This is a genomic window from Huintestinicola sp., assembly GCF_050874005.1.
Classification (GTDB): Bacteria; Bacillota; Clostridia; order Oscillospirales; family Ruminococcaceae; genus Huintestinicola.
The window spans coordinates 1-12,486 of record NZ_JBNMJV010000058.1; the positions used below are offsets into that span (position 1 = coordinate 1).

A 12,486-nucleotide genomic window follows, 5' to 3' on the forward strand; every position below is an offset into this window, starting at 1 on the left:
ATCGGCTTTGTGTTCTGCTATACGGATCTCGGTCTCTTTCTGCTCCTTCTGCTCGGTGAGCTGTCTGAGCTGTGTGTATAACGTTTCGTTGCCGCCCATTTCGGCAATGGCATTTACAACATTATCGATCTTATTTGTGATTTTCTGCAGTTCCGATTTCATTACCTTCACCTGATCGGCGGGGCGGGAGTTCTTTTCATAATTCTCGATCACTTTTCTTGTGAGCTCTTCGGGGTCAGCGTTGGCAAAGGCTCTCTGAATTGCTCCGATGATCTCATTTTCAAGTTCTTCTTTCCGCTCGGTGCGCTTATCACAGCCTGTATGCTTGCGCACTCCGTTGCAGCGGTAATATAAATGCTTGCCTTTGGTGCTGTTGCCGCTCATACCGTTCATCGGTTCGCCGCAATGACCACAAAAGAGCTTCCCCGTGAGGAAAAAGTTTTCACGTTCCGAGAGTTTCGGCGCACGCTTCTTGTTTTCTACAAGCTTTTTCTGAACTGCATCAAATAAAACAGGGTCAATCATTGCTTCATATCCTCCTTCAATGCGGACGTCTCCGTATTTATACACGCCTATGTATTTTTCGTTGCTGAGCATTGTGTAAAAGCTTCCTGTAGTAAATTTCTTGCCCGTACGGGTCCGATAGCCCTTTTCATTCAGATATCGGGCTATTTCTGCCAGTCTCTTTCCCTCTGCGTACATTCTGAAAACTGTTTCGGGAATAAATCTTGCAGATTCATCTATCACATACTTTTTACCCTCTATCTTGTAGCCGATAGGTATTTGTCCGCCTGTGCTCTGACACTTCAACGCTGATTGGTGCATTCCTCGGATAGTCTTTTCACGAAGGTCGGCACTGTAAAATTCGTTGAAGCTCTCCATAACGTGCATCATCAGATCACCTGCGGAGCTGTCCCCGAAGTCTTCTTTGATTGAGAGCAGGCGCACACCGTTACGCTTGAGCTTTCCTCGGTTGTAGGCAGCGTCCTCGGTAGAACGGGCAAAGCGGTCAAGCTTCCACACAAGCACAAGCTCAAAGGTATGCTTTGCGCTGTCACTTATCATACGCTGAAAGTCGGGGCGGTCATCATTTCTGCCTGTCATAGCTCGGTCAATGTACTCACCTATTACCGTGATATTGTTTGCTTTGGCGTAGTTATAGCAGTCGTATAGCTGTCCTTCAATGGACTGCTCCGTCTGCTTGTCCGAAGAGTATCGGGCGTATATTACGGCGGTTTTCATATATTTGTTATCACTCCTTGACATTTGGAGGAGGATATGGTATAATTCACATTGAAAGAATGGTGAATGTACCACATTCTCCTGCGCTCCGAGAGATGTTCCAGCATCTTTTGGGGCGTTTTTTTTATTCACCTCTTGATATGTAATAAAATATATGGTATAATATAAATATACACATATCTCGCTATTATAAATTTGAAAGGGTGTTTTATATGACTGAACATTATGAAATATCTTCTTTTTTGCTTGAAAACTTATCAAAAGCAATGAATTTACTTTGCAAAGCAGCTCAAAATCTTGATAACGATGAATTAAATCAAGCTGTCGATGCCCTTAAGACAGAACTTAATAATTTGCCAAAAACTTTTTCTGCCAATATTACAGTCAATAAAGAAAAGGGCTGCGTGCTATTGCAAGGTCAGATTGACCCGTGCTCTATCTCTTCCAAACACTTTTCTAATTCTAAAAGGAATAGAAATTTTACTTTTTTCAGCTTCATCTCTTAAAATATCAAGTTGTGCATTATAATAATCCCTAAGATATATGTATTTATCACGAACTCTTTTGTCAGTGCGGACACAGAGTTCGTGTTCTATTTCTCTGCAAATTGTTTCAAAAAGTGATTCTGCATCTTCTCGACTCATACGGTTTAATTCAACATCACAAGCACATCGTATCATAGCAAATCCAAAGTAGTTTGCGATAAACAGTTCCTCATCTGCTTCAAGTATCATAATATCACTTAGATATGAAAGTTCCTTTTCTCCAACACTTGCAGCATATGTATCATATACACTTCTTGGGAAGATTATACGGGGTGTAACTGCCAACAAGCACTCTAATTCGTGAGCATCTACAAAAGCTCTGCCAAATGCAATGTTACCGTCAGAATAAAATTCACCATATGCAATTCCGCCACGGCAGGGTAATCTATATTCTCTGTAAAGGTTAAAAACCACAGTATCAACAATAAGAACCAATATTTCAAGTGATCTGTAAGTCTCCTCAGGAACCGCTATCACAATCGTATCTGATATAACGTTCAAAGTAACGCTATCGAGCATTTCTTGAGTGAAATCATTATTAGGATTATCTATAACAAGAGCTGTAAACCTGGGTATATCTGTAAATATGTCTTTAACATAGCTAAAAGAGTTGCTGCGGACATATTGAGAAAAACCCAGAATATCAATTGCAGCCACATAGTAATTTTTATATGATATTTCTCCCATTTTTCCTCCTCTCTCCCCGTTCGATTTCGGACGGGGAGGTTTTATTTAAAGATTACCATTATCAGACCTCTGCTCTGCACTATCGTCCTTTTCGTACCATATTCTGAAAAATGTCAAATTTACACTTTCTTCTGGCGTGCCTTTGATAAATGATATTTGTGTATCGCCGGAATGCCATACGAGATCGTATAAGCCTCCTCCAACTTCGGCTTTACCATACTTTTCTGTTAATGTGTCAACTATTGACTTCTCCAGTTCTTTTGCTTCATCTTCCAGCACATTCGGGCTTGCATATACGGCTGATTCCAGTCCCCTTGCGTACGAAAAAGAATATATCAACTCGAATTTCTGGCCAAACATATCAATGTTCTTGTAACGTAGACTTTTATCTTCCTTTTCGCTTTCAAGCTCTGCGGTTTCTACCGATTTTACTTCATCAATAGTCATTCCCCATTTTACATTTCTGATAACACAATCACCGTTCTGTGCTTCTGATGAAACAGATGCATCGGGATTTGCTTTTGCTTCGTTATTGCTGCCGCAGGCGGTAAAAACAGATAATACGCACACAACTGCAAGTAATGTTGATATAATTTTTTTCATAAAAGCACTCTCCTCATTCTTCATTTTCAAAGCTGTGAATAATTATTCCTGCTTGATGTGCTGCTTCCGCAATTTTCTTGAAACTGTCGGAATCAGCTTTTTTCATTCTTGTATATCCCGCTTGACTTTTTGGGGCGATATCAGGCAATTTTTGACAAATCGCCTGATACTCTTCCTGGCAATAGGCTTTGTTGTTTGCTTTGGCTTCAAGTCTGCGATATCCGTCTTTCCATTTTTGTGGTCGTGAATCAGTATATGGGCGGTTACTGTATTCGATGACCTGTTTATCTGTCAATCGTTTCATAGTATAAATATTCGTCATTATGCTTACACCGTATGTAAACGGATAAAGGGTTATTTTACAGTGATCCGAATGCTCCTTAACATATTCAGGCAACTTTGGGAATCTGCTGTCCCTCCCACTTTGAGAATATACACGATTAATATATTTGGAGCATTCAGCGCAGTGATAACCTACACAAGTTGCTTCTACCAAATCATTTCCGTGTATTTTCGCCCTTGTCATTTGTAATACATTAATGTCTTTACTTGTGGGAGCAGGCTTAGCTTTAATTCGTTTAATTATCTCACAATCCTCACATAGACCGTCTTGATTAAGCTTCAAAAATAGTCCTCGTTTTTCGCAGCTTTTACATTTAGGCACTTTTATCACGTCCTTATATACTTATATAATTTAGGTACAAATATCCATTTTTATTATACATTAAAAATTGGCGCTTGTGTGGATTTAAAACAAATTGTTATATTATCTTATCAAAGTATTCCCAAAAAGCAAGTTTAATATATTTTACATCAACGTCAAAGTATTCGCACAACTGCCATACCTCAGTTTCACCGTTTTTTATAGCTTTTATCAATTCCTGTTTGGGAATAAGATAGTGTATAGCTTCTATATTTGCACGATGCTCCTGTTTCTCAATAACGTTAAAAGGCGAATATGGATTATAAAATGCGCCCTTCATACAATGCCCTATATCGTGCGCAAGATATTGTTTTTCCTCACGCTCACTGTTCATCGCTTTTGAATCAATACCTATGTAGCACTTTCCTTGTGGTGACAACATAGAGAGCGCCTTACATTTGGGGCAGATAGATTCTATAACTGTTATGTCATTATCCTTTGCAAACTGGTAAAGATCAATCAGATTCATCGGCTTCGAGTTCTGCGATTTGTCTTGCAAAGTCGTCAACCTCCTTAAACTTCTTGGGTGTAAATCCTTCTTCTCCCGTTCCTGCGGCTATATTCTGCTTATAAACAGATATATCAATTTTTCTACGTGGTGCAGATTCTACATCAAGAAGCTTATCAACAGCCACCTGCATATCAGGATTATCACGGTATGCTGTAATCACCTTATTCTCGTGTTCAGTAACTGCTATTTTAAGCATAGTATTATTTTTTGTTTTCAGATCGTATTGATTAAACTCTTCAACTGTAATGCCAAGAGCCCCACAAATTTTTATAAGATTGTCTATACTTGCCTTATTGCTGTCACGTGAAATCAGACTGTATATAGTTTGGACGGGCAAACCAGTTTGCGCTGCAATGTCTGCCGCTTTCAAACCTCTGTCCTCCAGTATTTGTTTAAGTTTTGCACCGATTGCCATAAATGACGCCTCCTATTAAATCATCATAAGTATATCACCAAATAAAACAAAAGTCAACAAATTTATGCAAATGCATATGATTTTATTCTTGCAAACAAAAAAATGTTATATTTTTGTGCATAGTGACAAAATTATTCAAATGAATAGTAAAATGCAAAAAAACTATTGACATCTATGCAAACGCATAATATAATTAAATTGTAAATTACGCATTTGCATAATAAAACTATTCAAATGAAAGGAGAATGCATATGGAATACAGCAATCTTATAGGTGAAATTGCAAAAGCACATATTAACTATGTTGACATTGCAAAGCGACTTGGTATAACACGAGATACACTAAGAGCAAAGATTACGGGAAAGAGCTCTTTCACTGTGGAAGAAGCTTTCGCTATAAAAAATGAGTTCTTTCCTAACTGCCAGTTTGAGCAGCTTTTTGCTCGTCCGGCATAATGCCATTTTTAGTATAACACGGCATCTGTGTAAAAATCGAAACAGCGGGAGGTGAGGGAAATGGAAGAAATCATAGTCGGTAGACCAATCAATGGCATAAGCCTCAACGGTCTTGAATTTCTGCTTGACGAAAACGGCGAGATTATGAAATTCAGAACTAAGGCACACGCTGAAAAATATCTCAGAGCACACGGCGCAAGCGATGAAGACATCTATTATATGAGTTTCATCTACACAAACGAGAGCCGTGAATGCAAGTGCCATCTTTGCGAAAAGAAAGGTGACTGTTACATACAGGACAAATTTCAGCGTCTTCCGAAAGAAATCACAAACGGCTTAGGGCTTGGTCTTTGCCCGAAGCTTAACGAAGAAAAGGTGATAATATGAAAAAATATCGTCTGTGGGACCATTACGAGGAGTACGGTCTTATCGGTGAATATGACACCGAGGAAGAAGCGAGAGAAGCTGCGGAGGAGCACGCTGAGGACACTGACGGAGAATGTCAGATCGTTCTTTACAGGTTTGTTTCCCCTGCAAAGGGCTTCGAGGTTGTTACACACTGAAAGGAGTGCTGAAAAATGAGCGTAACCGCAAAATTTGACCACACGGCAAGGGATGGCAGACCCGTAAACATCAAGCAGGAGCTTTCCACTGATGCTCTTGCCGATACTATCGCAAGGCTCATCAGAGCAACGGAGCAGGGAACGAAGATCCAGAAGGAGGCAGATGCAGAATGAAATGGTATGTACTCAGATACATATTTGAGGGAAAGAAGTTTGCCTGCCGCATCAGAGCTTACAGCTTTGAAAAGGCTAACGAATGCGCAAGGCAGTATGTAGGTGCAGCTCAGATACTGTCGCTTACTGAGTGCCCGGTGCAGGGGGGATAATATGCGCATAGCAATTGATGCCCCTGCGGTTCGGTCGCTGTCGGCGAATGAAAAGATGGTGTATCGGTTCCTGAAAGACGGGCTGACACCTACGGAAATCGCCCACAGAATGCACATACCTGTCGGCAAGGGTGGTTATGTTAATCAGACCTGTGAATTGCCCGGCGAGAGCATAATGGGCATAATCACAAGCATTCGTGAAAAAGGCTGGGATATTCCCACAGATAACAAGGAGGAAGCTGAAATGGCAAAGATAACGGAAGAGCAGAAGCGTGAGATAGTGCAGCTGGCTATGACCAAGGCTATGTCTCACAAGGATATCGCCGCAAAGTTCGGCATCGGGAAGAGCACGGTGTGGTGGCTTGTGGATCAGTACAAGAAGAGCGGTGATGCTGCTCTCAGCGGTGAGACCGAGATAGCAGAAAAAGAGCCTGAAACGGCGGCAACCGAATCAGGCTCAGAGCAGGAAATTGTACCTAACATTCCTGCTGATATTGTAACACCTTCGGAGGAAAATGTCGAGCCCCTGCACAGCTTTTCTCCGCTTGTGGCGGAGGCGATATGGCGTAAGGTCGAGGCACTCCGAGAAGAAGCTATCGAACTTCAAGACCGGGAGATTGCTCTTGAATCCCTAATATCCGACTATAAGAGTGAGCTTCGCAGGGTCGATGAACAGCTTATGTTCGTGGAAGCGGAGATTGATTCTCTGATTGAGGATTACGAGGCTTTGACGGGAGGTGCAGCAGTAAGTGTAAAAGAAAAATAATGCCGATAATGAAAACCGCAGAGGTTTACATTACAGCGACCAAGAAGATAAAACCATACTGCTGATGCATAGCAAAGGCTATACCCTTGATGAAATAGCTCAAAAAATCGGTCACAATCGTTCAGCATCGGGGATTTCTAGCAGGATTCAGTTATTACTTTCAGAAAAGAAAAAAGCTTCAAGCAATATTTCCGATGATGAAGCTTTGAAAATAGCTAAACTTCATCTTAGCGGAAAATCCTCATCGGAAATATGCCGTGAAACAGGCAGAAGTGATAGGTCTGTTGCCCGATATTCACGACTTGCAGATGCTGTAAAGAAATACATTACGGAGGAATAAATATATGGAAATCAAATTTTCGGAAATTATGGAGCTTGCGAGAAAAGCTGCTCTGCTTGACGGGGTTGTCAGATTCGTAAAGGCAAGCAAATATTCAGTTTCAAAAGAGGAGATTCTTGCCATTGTCGGTGAGCCAGAGGACGACAGCAAGGACGGTGACGGCGATGTATGATGATCTTGACCGTCTCAGAGACCAAGAGACCATAAGAGCCTGCGAAGAGCGTTGGCTTGACCCCGATTATAATTACTGCGACGATGACGTAGATGACGCAGATTATCCCTACGATACAACAGAGGAGGCATACGACTGATGGCTGATTTTTCATCGGGTGTCAGCGGTTACGTCACAGCAACGGCAACAGTGACCGTTAAATTCCCCATAGACAACAGGGGCAATGCTGATGTGTGCTGTCATCAGTGCCCGTATTATTCGCAGTCAAGCCGCATATGTCAGCTCAACAAGGCTGTCCCCGCATATCCGTCAAAATACATCGGACAGGAATGCCCGTTCTGGAAGAGCTTGGAGGATGGAGATAATGGATAAGTTGATTTTCGTCAAGCCCGCCCCAAAGGTCACAGCAGCCAGTTCTTCGATAATCAGGGTCAGCGGTGATGCATACAACACTATTGCTCAGATCGAGGCTGAAACCGGTCTTTCAATGTCTTACATAGCTTCGCAGATGATAAAATTTGCGGCCGAGCGTATGGAAATAAGGGAGGGTGAAGGCAATGGGTGAGCCCGTTTTGATCTATGGCAAGTCAGGCAGCGGAAAGAGCCGCAGCCTTAAAAACTTTGCCGAGGACGAGATATATTACGTGAATGTAGGCGACAAGAGCCTGCCATTCCGCAAGAAATTCAAGTACACATCTGTTTCCGACAACACACAGCTTATCAAGGCAGGCTTGCAGAAGATGCCAACAAAAACAGCTGTAATTGATGATGCGGGTTTTATCCTTGCAAATCAGTTTATGGACGAGCACAGCAAGGACAAGCGGGGTGGCGATGTTTACAAGATGTATGACAGCATTGCCGACAACTTCTGGGGACTGCTGAAATTCATCAAAAACGATCTTCCGAAAGATGTTATCGTATATATCATTATGCATGAAGATTCGGACGATATCGGGAACACCAAGCTGAGGACTATCGGAAAACTTCTGGATAACAAGGTCGATATTGTAGGCCGCTGCACCATCGCTCTCAGATGCTGCACACAGGGCACAAATCATTTCTTCAAAACCAAAACAGACGGTTTTGACATTACCAAATCTCCCGAAGATATGTTTGAAGACGTACAAATTGAGAATGATCTCAAAGCTGTTGACACCATTATCCGAGAATACTATTTCGGAGGTGGGGAATAATGCGCCCGAGCTGTTTTTCCAAAGAGCATTCAGCGCCAAAGAACACCGCCGAAAAACGCACATACAAATCCAGAGCAAAGCCCAAAAAGAGATATGCCGTTTATCTTAACAGCGGCAGATACGTTGATGAAACAATGGCCGTGTCAGAAGCACAGGCAGTTAATAACGTCCGCCACAGAAGCGCAGGCGATCGCATAGGAAACGAAGGCTATTATGCCGTTGAAATTTAAGGAGGAAGACCAATAATGAAGCCATTCAAAAATTACGAAAAAACTCAGACCTTTTCAAGCAGACCCTCTCTTCCCGAAGGCGGTTATGTATGCAGGATACTTAATGCCGAGGAAAAGGCATACAAGTCAAGCAAGGGCGAATTTCACAAGCTGGAGGTGAGCATCGACATCATCGAGGGCGGGCACACAGGCTTCTTTGCTGCTGATTACCGCAGTCAGCAGAATGAAGACAAGAAGTGGAAAGGCGTTCTGAGAATGTCCATTCCCACCGATGACGGTTCTGATCTGGACGAAAAGATAAAATCTGCTTTCAAGACAAACATCACAGCTATTGAAGAAAGCAATGACGGATATCACTGGGACTGGAACGAGGCAGGGCTTAAGGGTCTTATCATCGGCTGCCTGTTCCAGCTTCAGGAATGGGAATGGGAAGGCAGATCAGGCTGGAAAGCTCAGCCATACGGTTTCGTTGATGCCGAAAAGATACGCAGCGGAGATTTTAAGGTTCCCAAGCCCCGTCCGCTCAAAGGCAAGACATCGACACCACCCGCAAGCAGCAACAGTCTTGCAGACTTTGAGGAAGTCATAGCAGACAGTGACCTCCCGTTCTGATATGACCCCTTTTGAACTCAGGACCGCATTAAACTCTGCCGTCCTGCTTGTGGATACCCGCGAGCAGGACACGGAGGCTTTGCGGAAAAGGATAGAACTCACGGGAATGGATCACGAGCGTTTCAAGCTGTATTCGGGGGATTATTCTATCAGATGCAAAGTCGGGAGCAATGATTTTTCCCTTGCCGAAAAGGTGGCGGTCGAGCGCAAAATGAGCCTTGATGAACTTGCCGCCTGCTTCGGCAGAGAGCGGGAACGGTTCGTCAGAGAATTTGACCGTGCAAAAGCTATTGGTATGCGGCTGTATCTTTTGGTTGAGAATGCCACATATGAGAACCTTTATGCCCATAAATACCGCTCACAGCTCTCCCCTGCGGCTTATACGGCAAGCCTTTTTGCGTGGCAGGCTCGGTATGACTGCCGTGTGATATTCTGCAAGGCTGAAAGCAGCGGGAAAATTATTCGGGATATCCTTTATCGTGAACTGAAAGAACGTCTGGAAAGCGGTGAGTATATGTGAATTTAGACGATTTCAAAGAACCCGCCGACCTGCTGAAACGTGAAAATCTTCTTGAGATATGCGAGGTAAAAGGCAGTGAGCGGGCGGAACTTATCGCACAAATTGAGCTAAAAGCCGGTGAGTTTAAGGTCAAAACGGCTTTGAAGCGGCTGATAAATGAGATGCTTGCGGAGGAAAAAGCCGAAGAAATGCGGCTTGCTGCAATTGCTGAAAGCTATGATTTCGGCAATGTCAAGGTCATACGTGATAACAACGGAAAGCCTGTGACCAGCATCGAAAATTTTGTCGGAATAATGCGGCAGGACGATTTTTTCTGCGGCATTCGTTTTAATCTTCTGACATATTCTCCCGAATGGGACGGCGAAAAATGGAACGATACCCACGACAGCACAGTCAGAGGATATATCGAATCCAAGTACAAGATACATAGCCGTGACAAATGCGATGACGCTTTCCGAATGTTTCTCCGCACACGGGAATACAACCCCGTTATCGACGAGATTGAAGCCATAAAGTGGGACGGCGTTGAGCGTATTCCCACACTGCTGACCAAATGGCTGAAATGCGATGATACTCCATATGTCCGTGAAGTCAGCCGCCTTATCTTTTCGGGCGGAATAAACAGGCTGTACAATCCCGGCTGCAAATTCGATGATGTCCCGGTCCTTGTGGGTATGCATCAGGGCGAGGGCAAATCCACTTTTATCAGGTGGCTTGCCCTACGTGATGAATGGTTTACGGACAACCTTGTGGAAATCGAGGGAACCAAGGGCATTGAAGCACTGGAGGGCATCTGGATATGCGAAATTGCCGAGATGATGGCTACCACCAAGGCAAAGGAAGTCGAGAGCGTAAAGGCGTATATCACACGTCAGAATGACCGATACCGCCGTCCCTTCGACAAGCGTGTCACAGATCACCCAAGGCAGTGTATATTCATCGGAACCACCAACAAGGCACAGTTTCTGACCGATAAAACGGGAAACCGCCGCTGGTATCCTGTTGTCTGCCGACAGAACGGATATGACCTGTTCAGCAACAAAGAGGCTATTCAGGCTGATATCCGTCAATGCTGGGCGGAAGCCAAGGTTAAATATGACCGTGGCGAAATGCTGCCTTACGCCGATCAGACGATAATTGAGCTGATACGCTCTGAGCAGGACGCAGCGGTCGAAGATGATTACCGTGTGGGACTGATACAGGAGTACATTGAGGGACGGTCTGAGGTGTGTGCGCTGGAACTATGGCGTGAGGCATTAAAAAACGAATATCTCCCGATGTCGAAGCGTGACAGTATGGACATCGGACTGATCATGCAGTCTATTTCAGGTTGGGAAAAGGTAAAAACGCCAAAGCGATTTACAAATTACGGTTTGCAAAGATATTGGAAATGTGCACAAAAATCGCAGAGCAATATTGATGATTTGCTGAACATCTAAGGACTTTGTAACACTTTGTAGCACTTTGTAACAGACTTTGTAACACCCTTAATCCCTTTATTATAGCCATTTTCTTTAAAAATGTTACAAAGTTACAATAAAATAGGGAGAAAAATAAAAAATAGGAAAAATATAAAAATAATATTTTATTTTTCAGGATTTTTATATTTATAGAATCTCTCGTAACTTTGTAACGTTTGTAACAGAGAGGAGTGAAAAAAGTGGGATACAACTATGAGCTGAAAGACGGTGAGACCGAGTGGACGGTTTTCTATCCCGATGACTGGAGGGACAGAGAAAAAGAGGTTTACTCCAACCCTCAGGGCGTTGATATTTCTGCTCTTCCCGCTGTGGAATATAAATATTTTGACCGCTTTCGTGAAATATCGGTGGAACATCAGTCGGGGCAGATAAGCAAGGAAGAATTTCAGGAAAGACTTAAACATATCCGCAAGGATTACGAGGCAGATATGAATGTGTATGCCGATGCAATGACAGAACGATATGGACACCAGCAGCGTGTGAAGCGTTCGGAAATTCTGTTGTCAAGGCTGTCAAAGGGTGAATATGCTGACATCTCCGAGGCGTTTGGAATTGCCGTTAAATGCATTTCTGAGATGCGTCAGGAAGATGTGACGCAGAAAGCCATTATGGCAAAGGCAAAGGAAAAGGGAGTGATATCGTGAAAGCGAATTTCAAAAAGAAAGCCCCTATAACCGTCACTCAGGAAGCGTATGAAGAAGCTATCAAGGCTGAGGTGCGCAGGCTGTATGACCGGATAGGCTTTGATATTGCTGCACAGCTGTTTTCGGTGGTGCTGTTCAGCCTGGAAACAAATTACGGCTGGAAACGTGAACGGCTGAAAGCTTTTGTGGATAATCTTCATTCGACTGCCGAGCTTGCTTCCGGTGCTGACATTTTCGGCAAGTCTATAAGCACCGAGCAGCTTATCGAGCATATCAAGGACAGGTACGGGATTGATCTGAGAGATGAAGTCAGGAGAATGTGATAGGAGGAATGACAATGCTGAAATGCGAAAAATGCATTCATAAGAAAATCCGCATCGACGGAGCAAATTACAAGAACGCCGAGGCTTGCAGGAATTTTGCTAATGAAAAGGATTTTACGCCCGTAGAGCATGGGCACTGGGACGTAGGATACTTC

Annotated in this window: 24 protein-coding genes; 18 read left to right on the forward strand and 6 right to left on the reverse strand. The window is 43.3% G+C overall.

The genetic code is table 11. The features are described from left to right. The 6 genes from ACR0QN_RS12930 to ACR0QN_RS12955 all read right to left on the reverse strand — a co-directional run. Positions 1-1,242, reverse strand: a 1,242-nt coding sequence (locus tag ACR0QN_RS12930; protein ID WP_432651634.1) for a recombinase family protein, incomplete at its 3' end; no start/stop codon positions are given. 407 nt (positions 1,243-1,649) lie between these two features. Further along, entirely contained in the window at positions 1,650-2,474 is an 825-nt protein-coding gene (locus tag ACR0QN_RS12935; protein WP_432651635.1) for a hypothetical protein, read from the reverse strand. A 45-nt stretch (positions 2,475-2,519) separates the two neighbouring features. Then, a complete protein-coding gene (locus ACR0QN_RS12940) occupies positions 2,520-3,107 on the reverse strand; it encodes a hypothetical protein (RefSeq protein ID WP_432651636.1) in 588 nt (195 codons plus the stop codon). Then, entirely contained in the window at positions 3,091-3,702 is a 612-nt protein-coding gene (locus ACR0QN_RS12945) for a hypothetical protein (RefSeq protein WP_432651637.1), read from the reverse strand. Before ACR0QN_RS12945 ends, ACR0QN_RS12940 begins: the two co-directional genes overlap by 17 nt. A 136-nt stretch (positions 3,703-3,838) precedes the next feature. Continuing rightward, positions 3,839-4,249, reverse strand: a complete 411-nt coding sequence (locus tag ACR0QN_RS12950; RefSeq protein WP_432651638.1) for an ImmA/IrrE family metallo-endopeptidase — start codon at positions 4,247-4,249, stop codon at positions 3,839-3,841. Beyond that, a complete protein-coding gene (locus tag ACR0QN_RS12955) occupies positions 4,236-4,706 on the reverse strand; it encodes a helix-turn-helix domain-containing protein (RefSeq protein WP_432651639.1) in 471 nt (156 codons plus the stop codon). Before ACR0QN_RS12955 ends, ACR0QN_RS12950 begins: the two co-directional genes overlap by 14 nt. Before the next feature lie 251 nt (positions 4,707-4,957). Here ACR0QN_RS12955 and ACR0QN_RS12960 point away from each other — a divergent pair, with 251 nt between their 5' ends. From ACR0QN_RS12960 to ACR0QN_RS13045, 18 genes are all read left to right on the forward strand, one after another. Further along, positions 4,958-5,161 carry a hypothetical protein gene (locus ACR0QN_RS12960; protein ID WP_432651640.1) on the forward strand — a complete coding sequence of 68 codons (204 nt, stop codon included), beginning with the start codon at positions 4,958-4,960 and terminating at the stop codon, positions 5,159-5,161. Between the two features lie 60 nt (positions 5,162-5,221). Further along, positions 5,222-5,548, forward strand: a complete 327-nt coding sequence (locus tag ACR0QN_RS12965) for a hypothetical protein (protein WP_432651641.1) — start codon at positions 5,222-5,224, stop codon at positions 5,546-5,548. After that, positions 5,545-5,724 (forward strand): hypothetical protein, encoded by a 180-nt coding sequence (locus ACR0QN_RS12970; RefSeq protein WP_432651642.1) that lies wholly within the window; start codon positions 5,545-5,547, stop codon positions 5,722-5,724. The genes ACR0QN_RS12965 and ACR0QN_RS12970 overlap by 4 nt, the downstream gene beginning before the upstream one ends. Positions 5,725-5,739: 15 nt before the next feature. Further along, positions 5,740-5,898: a hypothetical protein gene (locus tag ACR0QN_RS12975; RefSeq protein WP_432651643.1), complete on the forward strand. Its 159-nt coding sequence runs from the start codon at positions 5,740-5,742 to the stop codon at positions 5,896-5,898. Next, a complete protein-coding gene (locus ACR0QN_RS12980) occupies positions 5,895-6,050 on the forward strand; it encodes a hypothetical protein (protein ID WP_432651644.1) in 156 nt (51 codons plus the stop codon). The genes ACR0QN_RS12975 and ACR0QN_RS12980 overlap by 4 nt, the downstream gene beginning before the upstream one ends. A 1-nt stretch (position 6,051) precedes the next feature. Then, entirely contained in the window at positions 6,052-6,816 is a 765-nt protein-coding gene (locus tag ACR0QN_RS12985; RefSeq protein WP_432651645.1) for a transposase, read from the forward strand. Positions 6,817-7,021: 205 nt separating this feature from the next. Then, positions 7,022-7,156, forward strand: a complete 135-nt coding sequence (locus ACR0QN_RS12990; RefSeq protein ID WP_432651646.1) for a hypothetical protein — start codon at positions 7,022-7,024, stop codon at positions 7,154-7,156. Between the two features lie 4 nt (positions 7,157-7,160). Further along, a complete protein-coding gene (locus ACR0QN_RS12995; protein ID WP_432651647.1) occupies positions 7,161-7,328 on the forward strand; it encodes a hypothetical protein in 168 nt (55 codons plus the stop codon). Beyond that, positions 7,321-7,467: a hypothetical protein gene (locus ACR0QN_RS13000; RefSeq protein WP_432651648.1), complete on the forward strand. Its 147-nt coding sequence runs from the start codon at positions 7,321-7,323 to the stop codon at positions 7,465-7,467. Before ACR0QN_RS12995 ends, ACR0QN_RS13000 begins: the two co-directional genes overlap by 8 nt. Further along, positions 7,467-7,700 carry a hypothetical protein gene (locus ACR0QN_RS13005; RefSeq protein ID WP_432651649.1) on the forward strand — a complete coding sequence of 78 codons (234 nt, stop codon included), beginning with the start codon at positions 7,467-7,469 and terminating at the stop codon, positions 7,698-7,700. The genes ACR0QN_RS13000 and ACR0QN_RS13005 overlap by 1 nt, the downstream gene beginning before the upstream one ends. Further along, positions 7,693-7,893 (forward strand): hypothetical protein, encoded by a 201-nt coding sequence (locus ACR0QN_RS13010; RefSeq protein ID WP_432651650.1) that lies wholly within the window; start codon positions 7,693-7,695, stop codon positions 7,891-7,893. The genes ACR0QN_RS13005 and ACR0QN_RS13010 overlap by 8 nt, the downstream gene beginning before the upstream one ends. Further along, on the forward strand, positions 7,886-8,521 hold the full coding sequence (locus tag ACR0QN_RS13015; RefSeq protein ID WP_432651651.1) for an AAA family ATPase: 636 nt from the start codon (positions 7,886-7,888) through the stop codon (positions 8,519-8,521). Before ACR0QN_RS13010 ends, ACR0QN_RS13015 begins: the two co-directional genes overlap by 8 nt. Beyond that, complete coding sequence (locus ACR0QN_RS13020) at positions 8,521-8,751, forward strand: hypothetical protein (RefSeq protein ID WP_432651652.1); 231 nt, start codon at positions 8,521-8,523, stop codon at positions 8,749-8,751. Before ACR0QN_RS13015 ends, ACR0QN_RS13020 begins: the two co-directional genes overlap by 1 nt. 15 nt (positions 8,752-8,766) lie before the next feature. After that, entirely contained in the window at positions 8,767-9,363 is a 597-nt protein-coding gene (locus ACR0QN_RS13025; RefSeq protein WP_432651653.1) for a hypothetical protein, read from the forward strand. Between the two features lies 1 nt (position 9,364). Then, positions 9,365-9,883 (forward strand): ERCC4 domain-containing protein, encoded by a 519-nt coding sequence (locus tag ACR0QN_RS13030; protein WP_432651654.1) that lies wholly within the window; start codon positions 9,365-9,367, stop codon positions 9,881-9,883. Next, on the forward strand, positions 9,880-11,322 hold the full coding sequence (locus tag ACR0QN_RS13035; protein ID WP_432651655.1) for a VapE domain-containing protein: 1,443 nt from the start codon (positions 9,880-9,882) through the stop codon (positions 11,320-11,322). The genes ACR0QN_RS13030 and ACR0QN_RS13035 overlap by 4 nt, the downstream gene beginning before the upstream one ends. Positions 11,323-11,543: 221 nt before the next feature. Further along, a complete protein-coding gene (locus tag ACR0QN_RS13040; RefSeq protein WP_432651656.1) occupies positions 11,544-12,008 on the forward strand; it encodes a hypothetical protein in 465 nt (154 codons plus the stop codon). Then, a complete protein-coding gene (locus ACR0QN_RS13045) occupies positions 12,005-12,331 on the forward strand; it encodes a hypothetical protein (protein ID WP_432651657.1) in 327 nt (108 codons plus the stop codon). Before ACR0QN_RS13040 ends, ACR0QN_RS13045 begins: the two co-directional genes overlap by 4 nt. Positions 12,332-12,486 lie beyond the last annotated feature (155 nt).

Coding starts and splice junctions, on each gene's coding strand:
- ACR0QN_RS12970 (WP_432651642.1), top strand. CDS start 5,545: ATGAAAAAATATCGTCTGTGGGACCATTACGAGGAGTACGGTCTTATC.
- ACR0QN_RS12975 (WP_432651643.1), top strand. CDS start 5,740: ATGAGCGTAACCGCAAAATTTGACCACACGGCAAGGGATGGCAGACCC.
- ACR0QN_RS13015 (WP_432651651.1), top strand. CDS start 7,886: ATGGGTGAGCCCGTTTTGATCTATGGCAAGTCAGGCAGCGGAAAGAGC.
- ACR0QN_RS12985 (WP_432651645.1), top strand. CDS start 6,052: ATGCGCATAGCAATTGATGCCCCTGCGGTTCGGTCGCTGTCGGCGAAT.
- ACR0QN_RS12955 (WP_432651639.1), bottom strand. CDS start 4,706: ATGGCAATCGGTGCAAAACTTAAACAAATACTGGAGGACAGAGGTTTG.
- ACR0QN_RS12960 (WP_432651640.1), top strand. CDS start 4,958: ATGGAATACAGCAATCTTATAGGTGAAATTGCAAAAGCACATATTAAC.
- ACR0QN_RS13000 (WP_432651648.1), top strand. CDS start 7,321: ATGTATGATGATCTTGACCGTCTCAGAGACCAAGAGACCATAAGAGCC.
- ACR0QN_RS13025 (WP_432651653.1), top strand. CDS start 8,767: ATGAAGCCATTCAAAAATTACGAAAAAACTCAGACCTTTTCAAGCAGA.
- ACR0QN_RS12950 (WP_432651638.1), bottom strand. CDS start 4,249: ATGAATCTGATTGATCTTTACCAGTTTGCAAAGGATAATGACATAACA.
- ACR0QN_RS13030 (WP_432651654.1), top strand. CDS start 9,365: ATGACCCCTTTTGAACTCAGGACCGCATTAAACTCTGCCGTCCTGCTT.
- ACR0QN_RS12980 (WP_432651644.1), top strand. CDS start 5,895: ATGAAATGGTATGTACTCAGATACATATTTGAGGGAAAGAAGTTTGCC.
- ACR0QN_RS12995 (WP_432651647.1), top strand. CDS start 7,161: ATGGAAATCAAATTTTCGGAAATTATGGAGCTTGCGAGAAAAGCTGCT.
- ACR0QN_RS13020 (WP_432651652.1), top strand. CDS start 8,521: ATGCGCCCGAGCTGTTTTTCCAAAGAGCATTCAGCGCCAAAGAACACC.
- ACR0QN_RS13010 (WP_432651650.1), top strand. CDS start 7,693: ATGGATAAGTTGATTTTCGTCAAGCCCGCCCCAAAGGTCACAGCAGCC.
- ACR0QN_RS12965 (WP_432651641.1), top strand. CDS start 5,222: ATGGAAGAAATCATAGTCGGTAGACCAATCAATGGCATAAGCCTCAAC.
- ACR0QN_RS13005 (WP_432651649.1), top strand. CDS start 7,467: ATGGCTGATTTTTCATCGGGTGTCAGCGGTTACGTCACAGCAACGGCA.
- ACR0QN_RS12935 (WP_432651635.1), bottom strand. CDS start 2,474: ATGGGAGAAATATCATATAAAAATTACTATGTGGCTGCAATTGATATT.